Genomic DNA, 26,239 nt, shown 5'->3' on the forward strand with positions numbered 1-26,239 from the left:
CCGCTATGCCGTTGAGAGCCGACGAGATTACTATCAAATACGGAGCGATGACCGCACTGGACGGATTGTCGATCGAGGTGCGCCCGGGCGAGATTACGTCGCTGATCGGTCCGAACGGCTCCGGCAAGAGTACGGCGCTGCATGCTTTGGCCGGCCTTGCACGCTGTACACGCGGCACAGTCAGCCTTGATACCAAGCCGATCGAAACCTGGAGGCGGCGCGACCTTGCCAAGCGGCTCTCCTTCCTGCCGCAGAACCCGACATCTCCCGAGAACATGTCCGTCGAGCAACTCGTTCGCCAGGGCCGGTTCGCGCATCTCGGTCTGTTCCAGAGCTTTTCGCGGAAGGATCTCGCAGTCGTCGACTGGGCGCTTGAGCAGACGGGCCTCGTCGCGCTCTCAGACCGTGATCTCGCCAATCTTTCGGGAGGAGAACGTCAACGGGCCTGGATCGCAGCTGCATTGGCGCAGGAGGCGGAAATCCTCCTGCTGGACGAACCGACCTCATTCCTCGATATCGGTCATCAGGTCGAAGTCCTGGAACTGCTTGATCGGCTGAGCACCGAGCGGGGCATCGCGGTCGTGCTTGCCATCCACGACCTAAATCATGCGATGGCCGTGGCCGACAACGTCATACTGCTCTCCAAGGGCAAGCTCATTTTTGAAGGTCGGAGCCAGGCACTGGCCAACACCAGCTACCTTCAGACAACCTTCGAGGTTCACGGAAACTTTGAAGCCACTGCCTCCGGCGAGCCATATTTCCGAGTGCCGCTCGCCAGCACGCCGACGTGACCCTCTGCCGGCGAAGGCCGAAAACTCGGCCTTGCCTTTACGGATCACCGACGTTTGCGCCTATGGCTCGCTCATCGGTCTCCAGCCCGATCTGCATACATTGACCCTGCCTAAGATCTGACCCTGAGGGCTTTCGGATCATAGGCCGGTGAGAGGTGTGCGGTCACAGAAAACCTGATGCCAGCGAGCTCGACTTCGAACCGACCGGCCTCCACGAACGCCTTGTTGATGCCAGTGGAATGTTCGATGAGGCCAAGGGCGACTGAGCGGCCGAGCGTGTGACCGTAGGCGGCCGAGCGGACTTCACCGACCGGCTTGCCATCGCGAAGGACCAGCTCACCGCCCCATAGCATGGGCGATGGATCATCCACCGTGAACTGCACGACGCGCCGCGTGGCCCCCCCCTTCTCCTTGGCTGCGATCAATGCGTCGCGGCCGATGAAGCCACCCGGCTTGTCGAAGGAGAGCGCGAAGGCAAGGCCCGCCTCGTAAGGGTTGATGTCCGGTGTCAGCTCGCGGCTCCAGGCGCGATAGCCCTTTTCCAGCCGAAGTGCCTCCAGCGCATAGTAACCGCAATCGGTCAGCCCGAAATCGCGCCCGAGCTCGTGCAACGCCTCGGAGACACCGACTGCGAACTCCGTCGGCACGATCAGCTCCCAGCCCAGCTCACCGACATAGGTCATGCGGTTGGCATAGGCCGTGGCATAGCCGATATCGATCTCCCTGACTGTCGCGAAGGGAAAAGCGGCATTGGAGAGATCGACCGACGTCAGTCGCGACAGGATGTCTCGCGCGCTTGGGCCCATGAGGGCGAGGACCGCGTAGGCGGAGGTGACGTCGGTGAGCGCCACATGCGCGTCTGCCGGCAGGTTCTTGCGGATCCAGTCGGCGTCGTGCACCGGCTGCGCCGAGCCGGTGATGAGAAGGAAGCGATCCGCAGCAAGCCTCAGCACGGTCAGGTCGCTTTCATAACCGCCGCGCGCATTGAGCAGCCCGGTATAGACGGAGCGGCCGATCGCAACGTCGATATCGGCGGCGCAAACACGATTGAGCGCCACGGCGGCATCGCGCCCCTGGACCAGGAGCTTGGCAAAGGAGGTCTGGTCGAAGATGCCGGCCGCCTCGCGAACTGCCTTCATCTCGCGCTTGACCGCCTCGTGCCAGTTCTGCCGGCCAAAGGCATACTCCGTTACCGGCTTTTCGCCCTCGGCTGCAAACCAGTTGGCCCGCTCCCAGCCCATTTTCGAGCCGAAGCAGGCACCCCTTGCTGCAAGCCGGTCATAGAGCGGCGAGCGGCGGAAGGGCCGCGCCGTATCTAGCTCGCGGTTGGGCCAGGGCATGGCGTAGTGCAGCCCGAGTGTCTCCTTGACGCGGTCATGCAGCCAGCGCGGATTGTTGTTGAAGGTTGCGAAGCGACGGATATCGACCGGCCAGAGATCCATGGTCGGCGCGCCGTTGACGATCCATTCCGCGAGGGCCCGCCCGGCGCCACCGGCGCTCGCGATACCCATCGAATTGAAGCCGGCGCCGACGTAGAAATTTTTCAGCTCCGGCGCCTCGCCGAGAATGAAGTTGTTGTCGGGCGTGAAGCTTTCAGGACCGTTGTAAAACTTCTTCACTTCGGCCGTTGCCAGCTGTGGCACCCGCTGCAGGGCGCTTTGCATCAGGATTTCGAACTGGTCCCAGTCATCCGGCAGCAAGGCGAATTCGAAATCGTCCGGAATGCCCGCCATGCCCCACGGTTTCGCCTCCGGTTCGAAACCACCCATGACGAGGCCACCGACCTCTTCCTTGAAGTAGATGTAGCCGTCGGGATCGCGCATGACCGGCAGATCCGGGTGCACGCCGTCGATCCTGCCGGTCACGATGTACATGTGCTCGGCCGAATGCAGTGGCACCGACACGCCGCACATCAGTCCGACCTTGCGCGCCCATTGGCCGGCGCAATTGACAACGATCTCTGCTGCAATCGTCCCCTGGTCCGTTTCGACGCCGGTCACCGCGCCATCGGTAACCTCGATGCCGGTGACGCGCACGCGCTCGATAATGCGTGCACCGCGATTGCGTGCGCCCTTCGCCAGCGACTGCGTTAGATCGGTCGGGTTCGCCTTGCCGTCACCGGGCAGCCAGACGGCACCCGCCAGGTCGTCGATCGCCATCACCGGCCAGAGATCCTGAGCTTCCCTAGGTGAAATCACTTCGATGGCGACGCCCTGTGCGCGGGCAGACGCGGCGGTCCGCTTCAGCACGGTCATGCGGTCGGCAGATCGCGCCACGGAAACGGAGCCGCAATTCTTCCAGCCGGTGGCGAGCCCGGTTTCGGCTTCCAGCTCGCTATAGAGCTGCGTCGAATATTTGATGAGGCTCGTCATGTTCGCGTGGCTGCGGAGCTGGCCGACAAGGCCGGCTGCGTGCCAGGTGGTGCCGCCGCTTAGTTGCCCCTGCTCCAAGAGCACGACGTCCGTCCAGCCGAGCTTGGTCAGGTGGTAGGCAACCGAACAGCCGATAATGCCACCGCCGATGATGACGACCTGTGCCTGCGTTGGAAAATTCTGAGCCATGAAATAGCCTCCCGAAGCCATGGAAGGCCACACCATAACAACAGAAACGCAAATAACAAGACAAAAAGTTACAAAATATTACATCAAGCGGCGACGATCAGGCCAGGGCCCCGCCGTTCCAGCGCTTCGCAGATCGCCTGCGGCGGTCGCGCGTCGACGATCACCCCGGTTGCCGCTTCGAAACGCGGGATACGCAGCGGCGTCAACCGGCCGAACTTCGAGCTATCGAGAATGAAATAGGCCTTGGCCGCCATCGCGATCATGCGGGAGCGTTGCTCGGCACCATTGCGGGTAAAGTCCGTCACCTCGCCATCTGGCGACAAACCACCGCCGCCGAGGAAGGCCACATCAACCCGGAAATGGCTGATCGCCTCGAGCGCATCAATGCCGACGGCCGCCTCTTCCGCCGGATCGATCTCGCCACCGAGCATGTGCACCCGCACCAGCGGCTGGCGGCACATCTGCAGTGCGATGGAGAGGGAAGTCGTGCAAATCGTTAGGTTCTTCCGCTCTGCCAGCGCATGAGCCACCGCGAGCGTGGTCGTGCCGGAATCGAGAAACACGACCATGCCGTCGCGCACAAGACCAGCTGCGGCCCTGCCGATCGACGCCTTCGCCGCCGCATTCTCCCCACGCCTCTCCGTGAAGGCGGCCTCGGTCGCCTCAAAAAGTGTCGCGCCCCCGTGGACGAGATCAAGCTGGCCGCGCTCCGCCAGATGCTTCAAGTCGCGGCGGATCGTCTGCCGCGACACATCGAAGAAATCCGCAAGCTCGGTGATGCTGACCGTACCGTCGGCAGCCAGACGGCGAAGGATCTCGCCATGACGGCGGGGGGCAAGGGCTCGAGCGTTTTGACTATCTGACATGCGGATATCTGCGATCATTTTTGGCGTTTTGACAAGACGCACCGCAAAACGCGTCACCGCAATCCAATTGTACCGTCATTCTTCTCACCTGAGACGGGTCAAACCGTCCAGTCGCGCATAAGCGCGCAGAAGCGATGTCTATTTATGTTGCATAATGTAACTATTCTTTGCATTATGTCCTGAGGCACTCATTAGTGGAAAGGGAGGCAGGCCGTGCAACAGGCATGCACACAAAGCCGCCGATTCACCTTCTACCTGCTTGACGGCTTCACGCAGCACGCATTCACGTCCGCGCTCGAGGCGCTTCGCCTCGCCAACGATGTCCTGGGCAGACCGTACTATATCTGGCGTATCGTGACGCGGGACGGCCAGGCGGCGCGGTCAAGCTGCGGAATGCGCATGGCGGCCGACGCAGCGCTCACCTCCGAGCGGGACGGACTGCATCGACCGGGGCGCCCTGACATGATCGTGGTCTGCGGCGGCCGCGCCATCCCTCCCGCCGACGGAAAGGCGGAAGGCTGGCTACGGATGTCCCGGCGGGGCCGGGTTCCCGTCGCCGGGCTTGCGGGCGGCCTCTACAGTCTGGCGCGCGCCGGCGTGCTCGACGGGCGTCGCTGTGCCGTGCATTGGGAACACTTCCCAGATTTCTCCGAACGGTTCTTCGCAGCGAAAGCTCGCCAGACTGCATTCGAGATCGATGGCGAACTTTTTACCTGCGCTGGCGGCAACGCACCATTCGACATGTTCCTGCGCATAGTCGAAGACGATCTCGGCCGGGACGTTGCAAATCGCATTTGCGAGGTGGCTCTGTCGGAACGGGTCCGCAAGGCCGGAGAGCGCCAGCGGCTACCCCTTCAGACCCGCGTCGGCATCGACAACCGTTTGCTGATCGGCATCATCGAGCAGATGGAGGCGAACCTCGCCGAACCGTTGAAACTTGCCGAAATGTCTACCCCGACAGGATTGTCGCGTCGTCAGATCGAGCGCCTGTTCCGCCGCGAGATGGGGCAGTCCCCCAAACGCTACTATCTCCAGATGCGGCTGGAACGGGCGCACCTGCTGCTCGTCAATTCGTCGCTTCCCGTCTTCGAGATCGCCGTGGCATGCGGGTTTTCCTCGGCTTCCCATTTCTCCCGGACCTACAGGGACATCTACGGCTGTACGCCGCAGCGCACGCGCCTGGCGGCATATGAGCACCGCCAGCCTATGCGTGATCGCGTGTCGCCAGTCAGGAGGGTGGCCTAGGCGACCATCTCTAGCCCGAGACGGCATCGGCACAGGGCGGCATTTCGCGCTGACTTCCGGCGACCGAAAGCCGCCCTGTGCCGATGCCGAAAAGCCTACCGCCACGCCTGCGTGCGCACGAGCAGTCCACGGGCAACCGCCGCGTGGATGAGCTTGGCCACGACATTGGTGTAGAAGATCATCATGCCCATTGCGGCAGCCGGTGCGATGTCGCCCGCGTCATCCATGTTGAGCACGGCAACCGAGGCAAGCTTGGTGTCCGTGGCATAGAGAAAGACCACGGCGGAAACCGTCGTCATGGCGTTGACGAAGAGATAGATCCCGATGTTGAGGATCGCCGGCAGGCAGACCGGCAAAGTGACCCGGAAGAAAAGCCGGTGGAAGGGTTGCTTGAGCGACGCTCCAACGGATTCGAATTCCGGATCCATCTGCTTCAGCGCGGTCAGGGCCGTCAGATGCGCGACGGTGTAGAAGTGCGTCACCGTGCAGACGACGAGGATCGTCATCGTGCCATAGATGGAGTTGAGCGGATTGGCCGGGTTGTTGAAGAAGAAGATATAGGCAAGCCCGAGCACCATGCCCGGCACGGCCATCGGCATCATGGCGAGGAAATGGAAGATGCCCCGGCCGAAGCGGAACCCATCCGCCTTCTCGACCATATAGGCGCCAGCAAAGACGATCACCGAGCCGAAGAATGCCGTCAGCAAGGCGAGCTTGATCGAGTTGGCATAGGCCGCCCACCCCCCGCCATCCATCAGATCGAAGGCAAAATTCTTCGTCGTCAACGTCAGGTCGTATGGCCAGAACTTCACCAGCGCCGCGATCTGGCACATGGCGATCATGCCGAGAATGAACAGGCTGACGAGGCATGAGAAGGCAAAGCAGAAGCCGTCCATGCGGACATTGCGTTTGGGCGCATAGGGCACCGCGCGCGCCGAGAGCAGCGCCACCTGGCGCTTCTGCATCCGGCGATCGACGGCAAAGGCAAGCACCGCCGGCACCAGAAGAATGACGGAGACGACCGCTCCCATCTCGAAATTCTGCTGGCCAATCACCTGCTTATAGATATCGACGGCCAGCATGCCGTATTGGCCGCCGATCACCTTGGGCAATCCGAAATCGGTGATGACCAAAGTGAAGACGACAAAGGCGGCCGACACGAGGCCGTAACGCGCGCCCGGCACCGTCACGGTGGTGAAGATGCGCCATTTGCTGGCCCTGAGCGACGCCGCAGCCTCATAGTGGCGCGCATCGGCGACGGACAAGGCGGTCAGGATGATGAGGAAGGCATGTGGCAGCGTGAAAAACACCGAGCCGATGACGATGCCGATCGGGCCGTAGATGGAGTAGCCCATCAGCCAGTCCCTGAAGACACCCTGATTGCCGAAGAGGTAGACGAGCGCAATGCCGGGCAAAAGCGACGGCACGAGGATCGGTATCGTGAGAATGCCCCGGAACAGCCCCTTGAGCGGCATGCAGCTGCGCGTCAGTGCATAGGCGAGCGCAAAAGCGATCGAGACCGTCACCACCGTGCTGATCGACGCCATCAGGACTGAATTGTAGATCGAGCGGGCAAGCGCCGGCGTCGAGAAATAGGTCTTGAAGTTTTCGACGCCGAAGGTGCTTGCCGGGCGCAGCACGACCCGCCGAAATGTGGCGGAATCGTATTCGCGCCATGCCGTGCCCTTCTCCAGGGTGGAGCCGACGAGAAACGCGGCATCGTCCGTGACGCCACGAATGCGATAATGGACGGGGCTGCGGAAATTGAATTGCGGGAAGAATTTCGTAACGGCAAGGCGTCCGTCCGAGTTGGTGGCAAGGTCCTTCTGCGCGACAACACCGAGTTCTTTGTTGAGCGCATCGGCGGTGACGGCCGTTGCCCAGTTCGCGCCGGTCTCGTCGCTCACCTGAAACTCGAAGGCACTCAGATCGAAGCGATAAGTCGAAAGCGACTTCGACAGCATGACGAAGAGCGGCGCGCCCAAAGCGACGATCAGGTAGAGCCCGATGACGGCCATGAAGCCGAGTTTGGCGAGATCGTCGCGCGAGGCCTGCTGGCGCAGCTTTTTCCGCGATGGTGCATAGTCGATCGTTATGCTCATGGTCACGCGCCCCTCGGATAGAGCAACAGGCGCTCCCGCGGTATCTCGACCTGGATGACGCCGCCTGTTTCGATGTGCAGCCGGCGCACGGCATTGACTGAAAAGTCGGCGACGAGCGTCCGGTCACCGAGCCGCGGTGCGGTCAGTCGCGTACGCCAGAACATGCCGAGGAACTCCATCTCATGCACTTCGGCATCGATCAGGTTCTGCGGTGTTGCCGGCCGGTCGAGCGAATGGACCGCATGCGCGTCGGCACCGTGCGGAATGATATCGACCGGACGGACAACGGCTGTGGTCGCATCCCCGGTAGCAAAGCCATCCGTTGGACAACAGAAGGCGGAATGGCCGATCTCGACCTGAGCATCAGGCAGAACTTTTGCCGGAAACTGGTTTGTCTCGCCGATGAAGTCGGCAACGAACAGGGTCTTCGGGTGGCGGTAGATTTCGGTGGGCGATCCGACCTGTTCAATGACGCCGTGATTCATCACCACGATCCGGTCCGCCATGGCGAGCGCCTCCTCCTGATCGTGCGTCACCATGATGGTCGTGACACCGAGTTTCCTTTGCAGCGACTTGATCTCATGGCGCAGATGCACACGCACCTTGGCATCAAGTGCGGAAAGCGGCTCATCGAGCAGAAGCAGGCCGGGGGAGATCGCAATAGCGCGGGCGAGAGCGATACGCTGCTGCTGTCCGCCGGAAAGCTGGGCGGGGTATTTCTTTGCCTGAGCCGGAAGCCCGACCGTCTCCAGAAGCTCGGCGATGCGCGCGGCGACCTCTGCCTTCGAGCGGCCGGTATTTTCCAGGCCGAAGGCAATGTTCTGCTCGATGCTGAGATTGGGAAAGAGCGCGTAGGACTGGAAGACGATGCCGTAGTCGCGCTTCGATGCGGGCAGAACCGAAATATCGCGGCCGCCTTGCCGGATGACGCCCCGTGTCTGCAGATCGAGGCCGGCGATCGCCCGCAAAAGGGTCGTCTTGCCGCAGCCGGAGGGCCCAAGAAAACAGACGAACTCACCCTTGCCGATGTCGAGCGATATGTCGCGCAGCGCCGTGAAATCGCCATAGCTCTTCCAGAGATCGCGGATTTCGAGATAGGGGGATGACGGGGTGATCGCCTGGTCAGCGGCGCGGGGAATGCTCGTGGGTGTCGGTTCGATCGACATGGCATGTCTCATCTGCAAGCTCCGCTGGCTGTCAGGGATTTCTGGAGAATGCGACGGGCGGAGCGCACGTGCACCCCGCCCGAGATCGATCAGAGCTCAGCTCTTCGGTTCCGACTTCGCGTCGTAACGCTTCTGCCATTCCTTCAGGATGATCGCGCGATTGTTCGCGGCCCATTCGAAGTCGTTGTCGATCATCTTTGCGGCGATGTCGGAAGGCAGATGCTCAACGGTCTTGGCGATGCCCGGATAGGCGACCACGGCATAGCCGACATTGTACATTTCGTTGGCTTCCTTGGTGACCGACCAGTCGACCAGGGTCTTGGCCGCATCGAGGTTCGCCGTGCCGGCAATGATCGCCGTCGCCTCGGCCTCCCAGCCCGACCCTTCGGCGGGGAAGATGATGTCAATCGGCGCGCCGGCGCTCTTGGCCTTGGCGCCTGGAAATTCGAACGAAACTCCAATGACGGCCTCACCGGCGCCGGCCATCTTGCAGGGCTTCGAGCCGGAATGCGTATAGGCGGAGATATTCTCGTGAAGCTTGTCCATGAAGGACCAGGCCTTCTCTTCGCCCCACATCTGCATCCAGCCGGAGACGTCGAGGAAGCCGGTGCCCGACGAGCTCGGGTTCGGCATGACGATGTGGCCTTTGTATTCGGGCTTCGTCAGGTCTTCCCAGGTTTGAGGCGGCGTCAGCCCGAGCTTTGCGCCCTCTACCGTGTTGTAGCAGAGTGCTGCCACATAGGCGTCCATGCCGACCCAGCTCGGCGGCGTGTCACCGTCAACGAATTTCTTGTCGAGCGCCTCGACGCCCTTCGGCTGGTACGCTTCCAGCATGCCCTCTGCTTTCAGGAGAAGCAGGGATGTGGCAGCAAGCCCCCAGACAACGTCCGCCTGCGGGTTGTCCTTCTCGGCAAGCAGTTTCGCCGTCATGACGCCGGTTGAATCCCGGACCCAATTGATCTTGATATCGGGATGCGCCTTCTCGAAGGTCGCCTTGTAACGATCAAGATCGACAGCCTCGACGGCGGTGTAAACGGTGAGCTCGGTCTGTGCGGATGCGATGACGGGAAGAGCCACGGACATGGCACCGGCAAGCATAAAAAACATGCGTCTGTTCATGCTGAAAATCTCCTCTGGAGGCCTGGAAAAAATCCGGGAAGCATGGCGGGCAATCTGTCGCTGCCCTTGTCTCGCACGCTTCAGGAGGCATTCTGCGTGGACGTATTCAATTAGTAAAATTTATTATTCTTATCATTGTCAAAGTAAAAACTATGGGTCAGACGCAGCCTCACTGGACGCAAGCCGTCCACACAGCCTAGCGTTCTGAGACGTCCGGATGGAGGCTGTACTCGAAATAATCCATGGGGAGCAGCGTCTCACAGCCGTCAAGCCAGCGTTCCCTGCGTGCAACACGGCAAATGCCCAGTTCAAGCAACTGTCCCTCGCTCAAGTCGTCGTTCTGTCCCCGGATTGCCAGGCGACCTCCCCATATTTTCCAATGGGTGGCCAAAATGCCCAGCCTTCCGAGAAGCCGTAGGAGACCGCTGGTTGTGATGTGTTCGCCTAAGGGCTTGGCGAGCTCTGCCTCGACCCGCCGTCCGTCCGTCATCAGAAACACCGCCAGTGCACAGCACAGCAGGCCAAGGGACGATGGCAGCCCCTGATGTCCGATCAGTTGCATCGCCAGCCCTGTCGCGGGCGAACCCACGATGCCGCCGATACCCCATACGAACGCGAAGGCGGCGTTACCGGCGATCAGGGCCTGGCCGGTGAAACGCTCGCCGAGCTGGATCAACGACATGGTGTAGATCCCGAACGAGACCCCGCCCCAGACGAAGACGAGCGGCCAGATGAGCCACGAGTCGAAGATCGACGGCAGCAGCAGGCAGCCGACCAGCGACACCAGGGCGCACAATGACATGGTCCGCGTCGAGCCAAATTGTTCGGCCACGCGCCCGAGCACAATCTGCAGCACGGCATTGCCCGCAATGAAAAAGGTGATGAGCGAAGTGATGCGCGCCTCGACGCTGCCGAGTGCTGCGCCATAGATCGCGAACAGGGAAAGCAGGATCTGCTCGAAGGCGGCGGCAGTGAAAACCGCGAACAACAGGAGCGGCGCCAGTGCGAAAAAGCCGGCGACCGATGTTGCCTCGCCTTCCTGCGGCATATCAGGCAGGCGCGGCACGACCGCAAGCACGATCAGGCCGCAAAGAAGGAAGGCCACGATGCCGATCATGAAGGGCGGCCAACCCTGCGTGCCGACCAGCCCGAGCGACAGCGGGCCGATAGCAAAGCCACCCGAAACGATCGATGAATAGAGGCCCATGATGCGGCCCCGGCGCGGCGCTGGTGTAATCGACATCAGCCAGGTTTCGCTGATCACGTAAAGCGGATTGGCGAAGAAGCCGAGCAGCAAGCGCAGCGGCATCCAGGCCCAGACGTCCTGCGCCCAGGCAATCGCGACCAGCGCGAGCGCGGCCAGGATCGAACACAGAATGGCAAGCCGCGCCCCGCCCACGCGCCGCGCCAGCGCCGGAATGAAGGGCGCGGATACAATGAAACCCAGCGGCGTCATCGCCGCCGACAAGCCGATCAGGCCGGGCGTTGTCCCCTGCCGCTCCAGGATGAAGCTGAGCAGCGGATAGGTCAGACCCTGTGCCACGGCGAACACCGTGACGGTCGCGATGATACCCGCCATCGCGGCCCATGGGATCCGATCCTCTCGCGGTAACATCGTGCTTTCGGCAGTCATGGAGATTTCGCCTTATGCTTGCCAGAAGGGCTTGGCGATCTCTGCCTCGACCTGCCGTCTGGTCAGACCGATATCGTCGATCAGATAGGGATCTTCCTTCAACTTTCGCTCAAGGTCGCAGCGAACGCGTTTCCGCTCGTCCCAGGTCGCGATAATGCTTCGCAGGGTCGCCAGGCTGTAGTGCCGACGCGACACTTCCGCCGGCCCCACGGGCGTTCTCGGCCGCGATGCCTGATGCGGCGCCGACGCAAGAGTGGGAGTATCGTCCATGGCAACCTCCAAGGGTTTGAGCGGCCTGAGCGCCTCGACCTGAAAGAGGATGAAGTCTGGAGGATACGAACGGCGGCGTACTTAAGCCGTCCCAAAAAGTTCTCAAAAACTTCCAAAGGGTCTATAGATGCGCCGTATGCAGGGATCGCGCTTTGCCTTTGGTCCGTTCGTGCTTGATCCGGATGCGGGAACACTCCTTCGGAACGATGATCCTGTTGCCGTTGGCCACCGCGGGCTGAGGCTGCTTGCGGCACTCGTCGGACGGCCCGGCGAAATCCTTGGAAAGGCCGAGTTGATGGACGCGGCATGGCCGGGCACGGCCGTGGAGGAAGGCAACCTCACCGTCCAGATCGCACAGTTGCGCAAGCTGCTTGGCCCGGCCGCCGACGGCGGTGAATGGATCTCCACGGTTCCGCGCGTCGGCTACCGCTTCACCAGGGCCATCGAAGAGCTCGGGGGCGCGAAGCGAAAACCTCTGCCGCTGCCCAGCAAACCATCGATAGCCGTGCTGCCCTTCGTGAATGTCAGCAACGATCCCGAGCAGGAATCCTTCGCGGATGGGTTGACCGAAGACCTGATCACCGACCTCTCCAGGATCTCCGGCCTGTTCGTCATCGCCCGCAACTCGGCCTTTGCCTACAAGGGAAAGCCAATGGACGTGCGCGGGATCGCTGAGGACCTTGGTGTGCGCTACCTGCTGGAGGGCAGCGCGCGCCGCGCCGCGGGGCGTGTGCGCATCAACGCCCAACTGGTCGACGCGGTGAGTGGCGATCATCTATGGGCGGAACGCTTCGATCGCAGCCTGGAAGATATCTTTGCCGTGCAGGACGAAGTCACCGGCAAGATCGTGGAGGCGCTGCTCGGCCGGCTGCGCGCGCCGCCGCCGCGCCATCGGCCCAAAAATCTCGAGGCCTACGATCTCTGCGTGCGGGCGCGCAAGCTGATGGATGACTCACCGCAGGCGGCGCGGGAAGCGCATCTGATGCTCACGCGCGCAGTTTCGCTCGATCCTGATTATGCCGAGGCCTATCGCTGGCTTGCCATGAACCACTGGATGGGATGGGTACATTCCGGCGGACCGACGGAACCTGGTCGCAGCGCTGCCTTGGAGCTGGCGCGCAAGGCTGTCGCGATCGATCCCAACGATCCCGGCAGTCGCTGGATCCTGGCGTATCTGCTTGCCTATGAGCGCAGCTTTGTCGAGGCGGATCAGGAATTTGCCACAGCGATCGAGCTCGACCCGAACGAGGCTGACACCTGGGCGGCGCTATCCGACATCGCGGTCCTGGCCGGGCGGGTCGAGGAAGGCCTCGAGCACATTTGCAAGGCGTTCCGGCTGAACCCGTTTCCAGCAAGTTGGTACTATCTGACGCTCGGCCAGGCGCAATATGCGGCCGGCCAATACGAAGCCGCTGTCGAGACACTGCGCAGGGACGAGACTTATCGCACAAGCTCAAGGCGCTTCCTGGCGGCAAGCCTTGCCCAACTGGGCCGGCTCGACGAGGCGCATGCAGAGGTCGAACTGTTTCTCGTCGGCAACCCGAATTTCACAATCCACCACTGGGCCACGACGGAGCCATTCCGCGACGCTGCGACCCTTGCGCATTTCGTTGATGGCTATCGCAAGGCCGGTCTTCCGGAATGACCTATAGCGGCGGCCTCGCACCGATCGTGAGACCTACTCCTCAAAGCGGCTCGTGGCGTCACGGTCGCGGTCGTATCGTCTCGTGATCGGAAACGGCGGCAACCAGGACTCGCGACGGACGATCCAGCTTTCGTAGGTTGGCACCAATTGGTCAGTGGCATCGAGGGAGCCCACACTCACTTCGATTTCGTCTGCTGTGCGCGCGAAAACGGACGAGCCGCAGCGGGGACAGAAAAACCGCCCCGCATAGTCGCGTGTTTCGCCATCGATCGTCACCGCATCCTGAGGGAATATCGCGGAAGCGTGAAAAAGCGCCCCGTGATGCTTGCGGCAGTCGAGACAGTGGCAAAGGCCGACCCGGTATGGCCGTCCCGACGCAACAATTCGGACGTTGCCGCACAGGCAACCGCCAGTGAATCGGTCCATGCCGTGTCTCCTTTAAAACCAAGCGGAGGGAATGCTTACAACCAACAACATTCTCATCGCAATTGCCGCTGCGGACAGGAGCGCGCCGTTCTCCCGTAACGGGCGATGGTGATCATCCCTTCCGGGCGAGCAGAGCCTATCAGATGATACACCCGCAACATCAAAGTGTTTGCATGCCTCGCGCAGCACACAAGGCTGCCACGTGGGCACTCATGGATATGCTAGCATCCGCGAGCCACAGATGCTGACAAAGCGTCTCGCAGCTTGCGTCAAGAAAAAGGGAGCTGCCGACCGACAGCTCCCAGGAAGGGTGATTTGGCAGGGGATGCCCAGATCACCAGGGCCCGGATCACCAGGGCAGGGAAAACGTCTTGACGTTCGTGAAACTCTTCATCGCCTCGATCACGCCCTCCTTGTAGCCATTGCCCGAATCCTTGATGCCGCCAAAGGGGGACATTTCGATGCGATAACCGGGCACTTCCCAGATGTTCACCGTACCGACCCTGAGGCCGGCGATGTATTTCTGCATGCGGCGGAAGTCGTTGGTGCAGACCCCGGACGACAGACCGAAGGCGGTCGAGTTGGAGAGCGCAATCAGGGCATCGTCATCGTCGGGCGCCCGCACGATCGGGATGATCGGCGCGAAGGTTTCCTCCATCACCAGTTCGCTCGAATGCGGCACGCGATCGACCACGATCGGCGGCAGCAAGGCGCCGCGGCGGCCCGGATCGTAGAGGATATCCGCCCCCTGCTCGGCTGCCTGATGCACCCGACGCTCAAACGTCTCGGCGGCACGGGCATGGACGACCGTGCCCAGTTCCGTCGCACGATCCATCGGATCGCCGAAGCGGAGCTTCTTGGCCCGTTCCAGAACGAGCGGCACGAAACGATCGGCCACGCTCTCCTGGCACAGAATGCGCTTGACCGCCGTGCAGCGCTGGCCCGAGTTCTTCGTTGCGCCTGCGACCGCGAGGTCGGCCGCCTTTGCCAGGTCGTCGTCCGACAGGTCGTTGAGGATGATCAGCGGATCGTTGCCGCCGAGTTCGAGGATCTGGCGCTTGTAGTGCGCGTTCGCGGCGATCAGCTTGCCCACCGGCACGCTGCCGGTAAAGGTGATAAGGTCGAAGTTCGGGTTGGTCATCATTTCCATCCCGATATCCGCCGGCCAGCCGGTCACCACCGACAGCATTTCCGGCGGCAATCCCGCCTCATAGAGAATGTCGGCGAAGATGAGCGCCGTCATCGGCGTCAACTCCGTCGGCTTCAGCACCACGCAGTTGTTGGTCGCAATCGCCGGCGCCACCTTGTGCGCCACCATATTGAGCGGGTGGTTGAAGGGCGTGATCGCAGAGATGGCGGTCAGCGGCTCGCGCATCGTGAAGATCTTGCGTGCCTTGCCGTGCGGGGTGAGGTCGCAGGAGAAGATCTCGCCGTCATCGCGAATGCACATCTGGCCCGACAGCGTCAGCACATCGAAGGCGCGGCCGACTTCGTAGAGTGAGTCCTGCTTCGATATGCCGAGCTCCAGCGTGATGATATCGGAGATCTCCTCCTTGCGGGCGACCAGCATGTCGGCCGCCTTCAGCAGGATGCGTTGGCGCTCGTATCGCGTCAGCTTCGGCTGATAGGCCGCCGCAATCTCGAAGGCCTTGCGGGCGTGCTCGGCGTTGCCGGCCGGAACGGTACCGATGACGGCATCGTTCCAGGGATAGTGCACCTCGATCACCCCCTCGGCATCGACCTTCTTGCCGACAATGCGCATGGGCTCGTGGCGTAGAGCGAATGTCGTTTCCACCTTGGTCATCGTCCGCTCCTTAATTTGCCGGCTGTGCCGCTGCGACCAGCGCATAGTAGAAGGCGTCGAAGTTGCGCAGGGAGGCAGCGGAGGTAAGCTCGGGCAGCTTGCGGTTCGAAATGAAAGGCACCTCCTGCTCGGTGAGGCCACCATGCGAGCGCAGCGGCTCGTTCAGCGCGGCAAGATCGTGGCGATGCTCGCTGGTGCCGAGTGTCTTGTTCTCCGAGGAGATGATGACGATATCGCCGATGCGGTCATCCGGCAGTTCGAAACGAATGCAGGCCTCGGGTCGCGAAAGAACGACGTCGATGCCGTCGATCGCTGCCAGCCGCTCGATGATCTCTTCCTTGTCGGCACGCTCGGGTAGGTAAGCAGTTGCGAACGAACCGAGCGCACCGTGATGCACGACGTAGGGGTCCGTAATCGGCAGGATGACGCGCGCGGCATCCTTGCCGAGCCATTCGTCGAGCACGTCCTGCACGTAGATGACATCGGGCGAACCGTCCGCCTTGTGCTTCGGCTTCATGCCGTGATCGGCCGTCACGATGATCGCAGCGCCAAGCGCGTCGAGTTCGGTCAGGTACTTGTCGAACATCTCGTAGAAGGCGTTCGCCTGGGGAACGCCCGGGGCATATTTGTGCTGCACGTAATCGGTCGTCGTCAGGTACATGACGTCAGGAGCGAACTCCTTCAGCAGTTTCACGCCGGCGGCAAAGACGAATTCCGAAAGCTCCGCCGAATAGACCTCCGGCACCGGGCGGCCAAGCCAGGCCGAAGCGTTCTCGATACCGTGTTCCGCCTTGGTCGACTTATCGGCCTTTTCGGATGAGAAGCAGACCGCCCTGCCCTCGTCGAACTTCAGGCCGTGACCAAGCAGCGCACGCAGCTTGTCCTTGGCGGTGACGACCACGACCTTTGCGCCGGCATCGTAGAAGGCCTTGAAGATGGTCGGCGCGCGCAGGAAGCGCGGGTCGTTCATCATCACTTCGTTGCCAGTCTGCGGTTCGTAAAGGTAGTTGCCGCAGATACCGTGAATGGCGGGCGGACGGCCGGGCGCGGTGGGAAGGTTGTTGGGGGTTGTGAAGCTCGGGGTGACGCTGAGCGCCGTACGCCCCGTGCCCGTCTGGCGAATGCGCGCAAGCGTCGGCATCAGCCCGGCCTTGATGGCCTCGTCGAGATAGGCAGGCTCGCAGCCGTCGAGGCAGATGGCGATGGCCGGGACGTTCGGCCAGGGATATGTGCGCCGGTTGGCGGTGACGGCGACGTTGATCTTGGACATCTGGTTCATCGGGAAAATCCTATCGTTCGGTTCAAGCGGCGAGACGGCTGCGTTCGGCAAGGGCGATCTCCGGAGGGGCGGCACTGGCGACCCCCATTTCGGTCAAAGAACTGCGCGCGGCTTCGACCACCCGGCGCATCACATGTTCATCCATGCGGCCGATGCAGCCGACGCGGAACGAGTCGACGACCGTCAGCTTGCCGGGGTAGATGATGAAACCCTTCTCCTTCATCAACTCGTAGAAGCGGTCGAAGGCGAAAGCCGGATCGGCGGGACTGAAGAAGGTGACGATGATTGGCGACAGCCAGCGGTCGGCAAGCAGCGTCTCGAAGCCTGCCTCGCGCATGCCGGCGACCATGACGTCGCGGTTGCGAGCATACCGCCCCCCGCGAGCAGCGACGCCGCCTTCCTCACGATGCAGGCGAAGCGCCTCCAGGAACGCGGCGACAACATGGGTCGGCGGCGTGAACCGCCACTGGCCGGTCTTGTTCATGTAGTCCCACTGTGCGTGCACATCGAGGCTGAGCGAATGGCTGCGGCCCTTGGCGGCCTCCAGTTCGCTTCTGCGGGCGATGACGAAGCCGAAGCCAGGCACGCCTTCGATGCATTTGTTGGCCGAGGAAACGATCGCCTCGTAACGGAAGTCGGCAATCCCGGCCGGAACGGCGCCGAAGGCACTCATCGAGTCGACCAGCAGCTTGCGACCGCTGTTATAGACGACCTCCGAGATTTCCTTGAGCGGATTGAGGATGCCGGAACTGGTCTCGCAGTGAACGACGACGACATGGGTAATGGCCGGATCCGCATTGAGCGCGGCGGCGACCTCGGGGCCGCGCGGCGGCATGTAATCGCCCTTGTCGATCGACACGTGGTCGCGTCCGAGATAGGCGAGCGTCTGGGCGATACGCTTGCCATAGGCGCCGTTGATCAGCACCAGCACCTTGCCGTCGCGGGGAACGAAGCTGCCGAGCATCGCCTCGACCGAGAACGAACCGCTGCCCTGTATCGGGACGCAATCGAACTCGCCCTTCGCATCGCCGGCAATGTCGAGAAGCTGGCGACGCAGTTCCGCCGTCATCGCGCGGAAATCACCATCCCACGACCCCCAGTCCCGGAGCATCGCCTCCTTGACTTCGTAGGCCGTCGTCAGCGGACCGGGCGTCAGCAGATAGGGCTCGCCGAGTCTCGGCGTTTCCAGCTGTGCGATGGTTCTGTCAGAAGCGGTATTTGGCATTGTCCGTCCTCACGTTGGCGTCTCCGGGACTGAGAATGCGGCGGGCAGACATATATGTAAAATCGTTCTTTTGTATAAATCTATAGATTCCACTTATGCAACTAGGCCGCCGGAACGAGACGGCTTTCGAGCAGATCTCCGGTCTCGCGAAGACGGGGATAGGCCATCGTCGTGACCAGCGAATTGAGTTCCTTCAGCGCACGGACGATCTCCAGGTGCATGTCGCTCGAGTGAATACTGGCGACAACTCCCTGCCTGAGCCGCTCGAGATGGCTTTGACTGCTTTCCTGCACCAGCCGGCGCACGTGTTCCTTCTGGCGGACCATCTCGCGGGCAATCACCGGTTCGGGCGAAACGAGCAGGTTGGCGGCAAGTTTCACGTTCGAAAACACCGCGGCGTGCAACGCCATCAGTTCGTGCCAGCCTGCAGTCGAAAAGGCGCCGGCGCCTTCCAGCCGCTCCTCCGCCATGCGCAACAGGCTCTTCGACACGACGTCACCGGCATATTCCAGATGAATGGCCGCCTCGGTGAGTTCGATGCCGCGCCGGGATTGCTCCTCCGTCAGCACGCCTCGATTGACTGCAGCGATAAAAAGCTTGATCTCGCTATGGGCGCGATGGATGTCCTCATCGACGCGGCGCAGCGCATTGACCGTCTCGGGCGTCGGCGACGCGATCACCCCCATGACCGGTTCGAGCATGCGCATGATCATGTTGCCCATATGCAAGACTTCGCGTGCGGCCGCCGCCAATGCCTGCGCCGGCTTGTCGATCAGAGACCGGTCGAGCGCACTCGCATGCGCTGCAAGACCGGCTTCTTTTCCCCCGGCGTTTTCGGGCGTGAGAAGGCGAACGAAGCGCGCCATCAGACCACACGATACGAGGCCCAGGAGCACCAGCGCGGCATTGAAGAGCACATGCAGATTGACGAGCTTGGCAGCGACCGTCTCGCCAGGCAGCCACGCAAAAGAGACCTGCATGGAAAACAGCGCGAAGACGGCGGCACTGAACAGCGCGCGGAAGAAGAGATTGCCAAGCGGCAGCCGCCTGCCCTCTATCTTCAGGCCGCGGGTCAGCCACAGGGCGATCAGTCCGCCGCCAAGATTGACACCAAGGATGAGGGGAATGCCGACGTCGAGCGGCAGCAGACCTTTTGCAGCAAGGGTCAGGATCAAAAGGATAGCCGCGACGCTGGAATGCAGCCCCCAGGTGAAGACGGCAGCGACGATCATCACCGTTAGAGGGTCCTTGCCGAGCATGTCTATTGCTGCGGGCAGCAGCGGGCTTTGACCAAGCGGCAATGTCGCATGGCCGATCATCTGGAGCGACAGAAGCAGCAGTCCGATCCCGAGCACCGCACGTCCCGCTTCGACCGGCTTGCGAGATCGCGCCTTGAGATGCAGGAGACCGCCTCCGGCAATCAATAGTGGCGCCAGCCAGTGCAGGTCGAAACTCAGGATCTTGACGACCAGCGCCGAACCCAGGTCCGCGCCGAGAAGGACCGCCAGACCGACATCAAGGCTCAACGCTCCGCTTACGGCAAAGCCCGCGGCGAGTATGGCGACCGCCGTCGAACTCTGCAGGGCAATCGCGATCAGACAGCCATAGGCCGCTGCGCGCGGTCTGCCGCCCGCACCGCCGACGGCACGCGTAACCACATCGCCGCAGGCAGCTTCGACACCCTTCTTGACGAGGCTGACGGCGTAAAGCAGCAGGACTGTTGCAGCGGCGAGTTCGAGGGCGACGGCCGAAAGGTTCATAGGCGCGCTCCGGAAAGGTTTGGGCTCCCGAAACTATCTTTTGCCCCTTTACATAAATCAAATCGTTCGTTCTGATGGTTCCATCGATAGAATTTATCTGTGGGGATGTTACCGTGCGCTATGTCCAGCTCCGTGCCTTTCACAATGTGGCCATCCACGGCGGGTTCTCGCGGGCCGCCGAAGCCCTGTTTCTGACGCAGCCCGCTGTCTCCGACCAGGTACGCAAACTGGAGGAGGAATATGACGTCCTGCTCTTCAATCGGAACAAGAAGCAGGTCACGCTCACCCAGTCCGGCCAACAGCTTCTGGAAGTCACCCGGCGCATGTTCGATGTCGAGCAGCAGGCACTCGATCTTCTCTCGGAATCGCGCGCATTAAGGGCCGGAAAGCTTAGGATCGTCGCGGACGCTGCGCACCATCTGCTGCACATTCTGGCCGCGTTCCGACGGACCTACCCGACGGTGCAGGTGTCGATCGACGCAGGCAACACGGAGACGGTCATCACCAGCCTGCACGCCTATGAGGCGGATATCGGAGTTCTCGGTGAAATCCCGCAGGTGGGCGACTTCGACGTTCTGAAGCTCAATTCCACACCGATCGTCGCTTTCACAAGCCGCGACTATCCCCTGGCGACGTGTCAGAGCGTCACCTTCGCCGAGCTTGCAAAACATCCGCTCGTCATGCGCGAGCGAGGCTCCAAAACCCGCCAGAAGCTCGAGGCGATGGCCGAACAGTGTGGCGTCACGCTGACGCCGCTCATCGAGGCCGAGGGCCGCGAGGCCGTTCGCGAGATCGTCGCTGCCGGCGGCGGCGTCGGTTTCGTCTCCTCCGCGGAGTTCGGCCAGGACACCCGCCTCGTGCCGATCAAGATCGATGCCCCGGAAATGCTGATGGACGAGGCGCTCATCTGCCTGCGCGAACGCAGCAATGGGAAACTCGTCCATGCATTCTACGACATAGCGCGCAAACTCACGCAAAGCGCGGCCGGTGATGTCAAGCCTACGGGAGAAGCAGCCCCTCCGGACGTATGGTAAACTCTGAAGTCTGAAACTACGGGCTCTGGGACGCAAATCCCCAAAGCCCGCAAACCACTGCCGTTCGAAGCGTCCTTCGCACCCACGGCCTTAACACCGAATGCGAAATTGTGGCCTCCTGCGCGAGGGTTCAGATGCGTTCCCAACATTAAACGTATCACCAATATTCTTGCATGCAGAATTAAATGTGATACATAAAATATATGAAGATCACCTACAACAACCACAAGCGCCAGTCCAACATAGCCAAGCACGGCTATGACTTTGCCGATCTGGACGGCGAGTTCTTTCCAGCGCGACGGCGTTATCGCCGTTGTGTTCGCCCACCTTGGAACGGAAGGCATTTCCATCATCTCCATGCGTGACGCTAGCCGAAAGGAAAGGAACCTACTATGACCAACCAACCCCGCAAGGTTCGCCGCCTCTCCGATAAAGAAGAGGTTGAAATCCAACGCAAGATAGCCAGTGACCCGGACGCGCCAGAGGCAACTGATGCGCAGTTATCTCAAGCAAGACCGTTTGCGGAAGCTTTCCCCGACCTAGCTGAGACCATCAAGAGGTCTAGAGGGCGCCCGGCCGTCGATAAACCTCGCCAACAGATATCCATTCGGTTGGACCCCGACATAATCGAGCACTACAAGCGCAACTGCGGTAAGGGCTGGCAAAGTCGACTGAACGACGACCTTAGGAAGGTCGCGGGATTGAAGAAAGCTAGCTAACCCCGCCCTCGGATTATCCGGGGACGGGGTGTGAATGTCGTGATATCTATTCGGCCTGCGAGCGCGCCGCCGCGAATGGTAGTTCACCGATTGTTGTCCCAAGTGTCGGACACTCGATGCCGTACTCTGAGTTTCCACCGGCTCGCCTTGGGCACATAGCCCTTCCGGCGGACAATTTCGCGAAGGAGCGCCACTACCCGTCAACGGCGTGGTGCCAGCCCGCGTAAACGGAACCATAGAAGATAATGGCGGCAAAGGCCCAACCGATAAAGCCAAGCCATCTGTTCAAAGATGACGAGAACAGCGTATTGAGCACTACGAGGCCCACGTGCACGCTGGGCATAGCCGAGATTCCGCTACCGAGCCGCGCCTGGTCCGCTTCGTAAAGTTCAAGCAGGCAATTCGCGTATTCGCGGACGCGGTAGCTGTGGTCGAGCTCGTCCATCACGCTGGCAGATAGTGCTCATGCCCAATAGAGGAGAAATTCAACGAGCCGATGTTTTCGACCGGACGGGTGAAACCGAGGTTGATCTGGCCGTTCTCCACTCACTGGCGGCTATTACGCCGGGAACGACATCGACCGGAATGCCGTCCTCCTGCAACCGGGCGATCTCTTCACCGGCACATCCGGAAATCATCGCATCGCCGGATTTCAGCCGGACGACCCGTTTTCCGGCGCGCGCCAACGACACCATCATGTCATTGATATCCTCCTGCCGGCAGCTCGTGCGGTCGCCGATGAGAAGGCGCTTGGCCTCGCGCCGGGCAAGCTCCAGGACCTCATCAGAGACCAAGTCGTCGAATATAATGACGTCAGCTGCCTGCATGGCCCGCACCGCCTTCAGCGTCAGATGCTCCGCCTCGCCGGGGCCGGCGCCGACGAGCGTGACGCGGCCGGTGTCAGTTCGGTTCGCCGCAAGGCGATCCATTTCCGTCACCAGCCGCGTCTCTACACCCTCCTCCGGTGTCTCTCGAAAGGCATGATCGACAAAGCGCTCCCAAAAAACGCGCCGCCCAAGACCGGGCTTCAGGCGTGCATTGACCTTGTCGCGGATCGCCTGCGCCAGCGACGCCCAATCCTTCAGAGCCGGTGGCAGCAGCGTCTCGATGCGGCGACGGATCGCCTGGGCCAGGATGGGAGCGGCGCCATCGGTCGATATGGACACGACGACAGGCGAGCGATTGACGATGGAGCCGAACTGAAACTGGCAATAGGCCGGTTTGTCGATGACGTTGACCGGCACGCCGGCCTTTTTGGCCGCCTCGAAGAAGGCTTGGGCATCGCTCTCAGCCTCGCAGTCGGCGATCGCAAGCGCCGCGCCGATGATCGCTTCCTTTGTCCAGGCTTCGCGGTGATGGACGAACCTGCCGCCCGGGTGAGAGGAACCGCCCTCGAGCAGGCGGGTGCACACCTCTCCGAGTTCCTCAAGCGGCGCATAGAGATGAACCTCCGCGCCGCAGGCCGCCAACAGTTCCGCCTTCCAGGCAGCGGCGTCGGAGCCACCGGCCACGACGACGCGGCGGCCGTCGAGCGCCCAGAACACGGGCAGCTTCGCCAGTGGCATCATGCGCGGCGGCTCCGCGCGTAGGCGCCTTTCATTCCGCGGCAGCAGCAAGGCATCCATCGACGATCCCCCTGATCTCGGCGCGGCAGGAGCCGCAATTGGTTCCGGCATTGAGTGCCTGGCCGACCGCCTCGACCGTGCGGCAGCCGTTGCGCACGGCAGCAACGATCTGGTTGATCCCGACATTGAAGCAGGAGCAGACGGTTGCGCCCGGATCGGGCTTATCCGCTCCCGGCCGCCCAGCCACGAGCGCGAAGCGCAGGCGTAGATCCGAGTGCGAGACATCGAGCTGCTCGACCGCCCAGTTGCGGGCGACCGCGACGGGCTCTGGTGCGAGATAAAGTGCCAGCAGAAGCCGATCACCGTCGAAGAAGGCAAGCCGGCGAAGGCCCGACGGCCCGTCCGCGTAACCGATCGGATCGATATCCCCAGGGAGGTCGAAGATGCGCCGGCACCAGGCGACCCAATCCTCAGGCATGGTGTCCGCCGCCAGTTCGAGCCGCCACCCTCCCCGCGCCTTGGCGAGCGCCCAATAGGTGCAATCGAGGCCTTGAGGCTTTGCGGCACTCACCGCAAAGCCATAGGTGGAGGCTTCGAAACGGCGGGCGGAAACAGCAACGTTCTTGGAAGCCGGCTGTCCCGAAACGGGATCGGTGATCGGCGGCACCAAGGCATCGATGCGCGCCTTGGCCGCGAACTGGTCGTTCCAGTGCATCGGTACGAAGAGATTGCCGCGTGCCTGGCGTTCGGTAATCAGTGCCCGAACGATCGCCGCGCCATAGGGGCTTTCCAACACCACGAGATCGGCGGGCGATAGATCAAGCTCCATCGCATCGCGCGGATGGATCTCGACGAAGGGCTCGCCGATATGGGCCGACAGCCGCGCGCTCTTTCCGGTCCGGGTCATGGTGTGCCAGTGGTCGCGGACACGCCCGGTGTTGAGGGTGAAAGGGAAGGCATCGTTGACGCGATCGACAACGCGACTTGTGGTCGTGATGAAGCGCGCGCGCCCGTCCGGATGGTAGAAGCTGCCATCGGCGAAGAAGCGCGTCGTCGCGCTCGCCGCACCTCGCGGCTGCGGCCATTGGAACGGTATCAGCGCATCATAGCCGGCATTATCGATCGAGGCATGGGCACCGATATCGAAATCGCGGCGACCGTCGTTTTCGAAGCCGGAAAGACCGGCATGTTCGGCAAAGATTTCGGACGCGGATGCATAGGCAAATGCGCCGGCAAAACCCATCCGGCGGCCGACTTCGGCAAGCTGCCACCAATCCGCGCGTGCGCCCTCAGGTGCCGACAGAAAACCACGCTGGCGCGAAATGCGGCGCTCGGAGTTGGTGACCGTGCCATCCTTTTCGCCCCAGCCGAAAGAAGGCAGCAGCACATGCGCATGACGCGTCGTATCGGTCTGCTTCAGGACATCGGAGACGACGACGAAGGGACAGATCTTGAGCGCTGCCTCGACGGCATCGGCATCCGGCATCGACACCACCGGATTGGTCGCCATGATCCAGATCGCCTTGATGCGCCCGTCGGCAACGGCGCGAAACATGTCGACGGCCTTGAGGCCCGGCTTGGCGGCGAGCGACGGCGCGCCCCAGAAACGCCGGACCTGATCGCGGTGCCCGGCCTTTTCGATATCCATATGGGCGGCTAGCATATTGGCAAGGCCACCAACCTCGCGACCGCCCATGGCGTTGGGCTGGCCCGTCAGCGAGAACGGCCCCATGCCGGGACGACCGATGCGGCCGGTTACCAGATGGCAGTTGATGATGGCATTGACCTTGTCGGTACCGGCCACCGACTGGTTGACCCCCTGGCTATAGCAGGTGACGACCTTTTCCGTCGTTTCGAACAGCCGGAAGAAGGCAGCTATCTCCGCCGCCTCGAGCCCCGTCGCCTGCGCCAAAGCGGTCTCATCCAGCGCACTTGCTGCGGCGAAGGCCTCGGCGAAGCCGCTGGTATGGGCGGAAATGTAGCCCTGATCGACGGCCGGGCTCGCAGCCAGGTGCGCGAACAGGCCATTGAACAGCGCAACATCACCATCCGGTCGGATCGCCAGATGCAGATCGGCGATGTCGGCAGTCATTGTCCGGCGTGGATCGATGACAACGACCCGCATCTGCGGCCGTGCCACCTTGGCCGCAGCCAGGCGCTGGTAGAGAACCGGATGGCACCAGGCGAGGTTGGAGCCGGTCAGGATGACGAGATCCGCCAACTCCAGATCCTCGTAGCAGCCGGGCACGGTATCGGCACCGAAGGCACGGCGGTGGCCGGCCACGGACGAGGACATGCACAGGCGCGAGTTCGTGTCGATGTTGGCCGAGCCGATGAAGCCCTTCATCAGCTTGTTGGCGACGTAGTAATCCTCGGTCAGCAACTGGCCGGAGACATAGAAGGCAACAGAATCCGACCCATGTTCGGCGATCGTGCTTGAGAAACGCTCGGCAACATGATCGAGCGCCTCATCCCAATCCGCCCGTTCGCCGGCAATCTCGGGATAGAGCAGCCGTCCGTCGAGATCGAGTGTCTCTGCAAGCGCCGACCCCTTGGAGCAAAGCCGGCCGAAGTTGGCCGGATGATCCGGATCGCCTTTCACGCCGACGCCGCCGTCATCGCCAACCGTCGCGATCACGCCGCAACCGACACCGCAATAGGGACAGGTGGTTTTGACTTCGGTTGCCATGACTATTCCGCCGCGATCATCAGACTTTCGAGCGCGATAAAGAGCGCGCCGCCGTCGTTGCGCACCGGGATCGTGCGCACCGCCCCCTCGTCTGCGCCCAGCGCCTTGCCGGTTTCGAGTGAAATCACCCAGTTGTGCAGCGGGCAGGTCACGGCCGTGCCGTGCACGATGCCCTGTGACAGCGGCCCACCCTTGTGCGGGCAATGATCCTCGATGGCGAACACCTCGTTTTCGGCCGTGCGGAAGACGGCGATCTTGCCTTGAGGCGTTCGCACGCAGCGTGCGCCCCGGAGCGGAATGTCCGAAATGTCACCGATTGTGATCCAGTTCATGTCCATCA

Annotated in this window: 19 protein-coding genes and 4 pseudogenes; 6 read left to right on the forward strand and 17 right to left on the reverse strand. The window is 62.0% G+C overall.

Translation table 11 applies throughout. The annotated features are described in order from the left end of the window. Window positions 1–5: 5 nt before the first annotated feature. A complete protein-coding gene (locus AC244_RS09700) occupies window positions 6–791 on the forward strand; it encodes an ABC transporter ATP-binding protein (protein ID WP_053248612.1) in 786 nt (261 codons plus the stop codon). Window positions 792–901: 110 nt separating this feature from the next. Here AC244_RS09700 and AC244_RS09705 read toward each other — a convergent pair whose 3' ends face one another. Then, complete coding sequence (locus AC244_RS09705) at window positions 902–3,352, reverse strand: GcvT family protein (RefSeq protein ID WP_053248613.1); 2,451 nt, start codon at window positions 3,350–3,352, stop codon at window positions 902–904. A gap of 83 nt (window positions 3,353–3,435) precedes the next feature. After that, window positions 3,436–4,218: a DeoR/GlpR family DNA-binding transcription regulator gene (locus tag AC244_RS09710; protein WP_053248708.1), complete on the reverse strand. Its 783-nt coding sequence runs from the start codon at window positions 4,216–4,218 to the stop codon at window positions 3,436–3,438. A 213-nt stretch (window positions 4,219–4,431) separates the two neighbouring features. Between AC244_RS09710 and AC244_RS09715 the strand changes: the two genes are divergently transcribed. Further along, complete coding sequence (locus tag AC244_RS09715; RefSeq protein WP_053248614.1) at window positions 4,432–5,463, forward strand: GlxA family transcriptional regulator; 1,032 nt, start codon at window positions 4,432–4,434, stop codon at window positions 5,461–5,463. A gap of 95 nt (window positions 5,464–5,558) precedes the next feature. On the opposite strand, the gene AC244_RS09720 is transcribed toward AC244_RS09715, so the two are convergent. From AC244_RS09720 to AC244_RS09740, 5 genes and pseudogenes are all read right to left on the reverse strand, one after another. Further along, window positions 5,559–7,565, reverse strand: a complete 2,007-nt coding sequence (locus AC244_RS09720) for a putative 2-aminoethylphosphonate ABC transporter permease subunit (RefSeq protein WP_053248615.1) — start codon at window positions 7,563–7,565, stop codon at window positions 5,559–5,561. Window positions 7,566–7,567: 2 nt separating this feature from the next. Further along, window positions 7,568–8,743, reverse strand: a complete 1,176-nt coding sequence (locus tag AC244_RS09725; RefSeq protein ID WP_053248616.1) for a putative 2-aminoethylphosphonate ABC transporter ATP-binding protein — start codon at window positions 8,741–8,743, stop codon at window positions 7,568–7,570. An 84-nt stretch (window positions 8,744–8,827) separates the two neighbouring features. Further along, window positions 8,828–9,850 carry a putative 2-aminoethylphosphonate ABC transporter substrate-binding protein gene (locus AC244_RS09730; RefSeq protein WP_053248617.1) on the reverse strand — a complete coding sequence of 341 codons (1,023 nt, stop codon included), beginning with the start codon at window positions 9,848–9,850 and terminating at the stop codon, window positions 8,828–8,830. Window positions 9,851–10,298: 448 nt separating this feature from the next. Next, a pseudogene (locus tag AC244_RS09735) lies at window positions 10,299–11,483 on the reverse strand (MFS transporter); the annotation flags it as partial. Window positions 11,484–11,495: 12 nt separating this feature from the next. After that, window positions 11,496–11,753 carry a DUF1127 domain-containing protein gene (locus AC244_RS09740; RefSeq protein ID WP_234716900.1) on the reverse strand — a complete coding sequence of 86 codons (258 nt, stop codon included), beginning with the start codon at window positions 11,751–11,753 and terminating at the stop codon, window positions 11,496–11,498. A 136-nt stretch (window positions 11,754–11,889) separates the two neighbouring features. Here AC244_RS09740 and AC244_RS09745 point away from each other — a divergent pair, with 136 nt between their 5' ends. Next, window positions 11,890–13,398, forward strand: coding sequence for a winged helix-turn-helix domain-containing tetratricopeptide repeat protein (locus AC244_RS09745; RefSeq protein WP_053248619.1), 1,509 nt, complete (start codon window positions 11,890–11,892; stop codon window positions 13,396–13,398). 33 nt (window positions 13,399–13,431) lie between these two features. Here AC244_RS09745 and AC244_RS09750 read toward each other — a convergent pair whose 3' ends face one another. The 5 genes from AC244_RS09750 to AC244_RS09770 form a co-directional block, all read right to left on the reverse strand. Beyond that, window positions 13,432–13,824 carry a GFA family protein gene (locus tag AC244_RS09750; protein WP_053248620.1) on the reverse strand — a complete coding sequence of 131 codons (393 nt, stop codon included), beginning with the start codon at window positions 13,822–13,824 and terminating at the stop codon, window positions 13,432–13,434. A 349-nt stretch (window positions 13,825–14,173) separates the two neighbouring features. Continuing rightward, on the reverse strand, window positions 14,174–15,628 hold the full coding sequence (gene phnY, locus AC244_RS09755; protein ID WP_053248621.1) for a phosphonoacetaldehyde dehydrogenase: 1,455 nt from the start codon (window positions 15,626–15,628) through the stop codon (window positions 14,174–14,176). Window positions 15,629–15,638: 10 nt separating this feature from the next. Further along, window positions 15,639–16,907: a phosphonoacetate hydrolase gene (gene phnA / locus AC244_RS09760; RefSeq protein WP_053248709.1), complete on the reverse strand. Its 1,269-nt coding sequence runs from the start codon at window positions 16,905–16,907 to the stop codon at window positions 15,639–15,641. A gap of 22 nt (window positions 16,908–16,929) precedes the next feature. Next, window positions 16,930–18,132 (reverse strand): 2-aminoethylphosphonate--pyruvate transaminase, encoded by a 1,203-nt coding sequence (locus tag AC244_RS09765; protein WP_053248622.1) that lies wholly within the window; start codon window positions 18,130–18,132, stop codon window positions 16,930–16,932. A 101-nt stretch (window positions 18,133–18,233) separates the two neighbouring features. Further along, window positions 18,234–19,892 carry a Na/Pi cotransporter family protein gene (locus AC244_RS09770; RefSeq protein ID WP_053248623.1) on the reverse strand — a complete coding sequence of 553 codons (1,659 nt, stop codon included), beginning with the start codon at window positions 19,890–19,892 and terminating at the stop codon, window positions 18,234–18,236. 113 nt (window positions 19,893–20,005) lie between these two features. Here AC244_RS09770 and AC244_RS09775 point away from each other — a divergent pair, with 113 nt between their 5' ends. The 3 genes and pseudogenes from AC244_RS09775 to AC244_RS09785 all read left to right on the forward strand — a co-directional run bounded on the left by AC244_RS09775 (window position 20,006) and on the right by AC244_RS09785 (window position 21,645). After that, window positions 20,006–20,926 (forward strand): LysR substrate-binding domain-containing protein, encoded by a 921-nt coding sequence (locus AC244_RS09775; protein ID WP_053248624.1) that lies wholly within the window; start codon window positions 20,006–20,008, stop codon window positions 20,924–20,926. A 203-nt stretch (window positions 20,927–21,129) separates the two neighbouring features. Beyond that, a pseudogene (locus AC244_RS09780) lies at window positions 21,130–21,322 on the forward strand (hypothetical protein). Next, window positions 21,319–21,645, forward strand: coding sequence for a BrnA antitoxin family protein (locus AC244_RS09785; RefSeq protein WP_053248625.1), 327 nt, complete (start codon window positions 21,319–21,321; stop codon window positions 21,643–21,645). Before AC244_RS09780 ends, AC244_RS09785 begins: the two are co-directional and overlap by 4 nt. 193 nt (window positions 21,646–21,838) lie before the next feature. On the opposite strand, the gene AC244_RS09790 is transcribed toward AC244_RS09785, so the two are convergent. The 5 genes and pseudogenes from AC244_RS09790 to nirD form a co-directional block, all read right to left on the reverse strand. Further along, window positions 21,839–22,090, reverse strand: a complete 252-nt coding sequence (locus AC244_RS09790) for a phosphatase PAP2 family protein (protein ID WP_053248626.1) — start codon at window positions 22,088–22,090, stop codon at window positions 21,839–21,841. A gap of 2 nt (window positions 22,091–22,092) precedes the next feature. Next, window positions 22,093–22,191, reverse strand: a pseudogene (locus AC244_RS38000) (LysR family transcriptional regulator); the annotation flags it as partial. Between the two features lie 2 nt (window positions 22,192–22,193). Next, window positions 22,194–23,270, reverse strand: a pseudogene (locus AC244_RS09795) (SAM-dependent methyltransferase); the annotation flags it as partial. Then, window positions 23,242–25,899 (reverse strand): nitrate reductase, encoded by a 2,658-nt coding sequence (locus AC244_RS09800; protein WP_053248627.1) that lies wholly within the window; start codon window positions 25,897–25,899, stop codon window positions 23,242–23,244. The gene AC244_RS09800 and the pseudogene AC244_RS09795, both read right to left, overlap by 29 nt. Before the next feature lie 2 nt (window positions 25,900–25,901). Beyond that, window positions 25,902–26,237 (reverse strand): nitrite reductase small subunit NirD, encoded by a 336-nt coding sequence (nirD, locus tag AC244_RS09805; RefSeq protein ID WP_053248710.1) that lies wholly within the window; start codon window positions 26,235–26,237, stop codon window positions 25,902–25,904. Window positions 26,238–26,239: the final 2 nt, after the last annotated feature.

Source organism: Ensifer adhaerens (assembly GCF_001270265.1).
GTDB classification, from domain to species: Bacteria; Pseudomonadota; Alphaproteobacteria; order Rhizobiales; family Rhizobiaceae; genus Ensifer; species Ensifer adhaerens_B.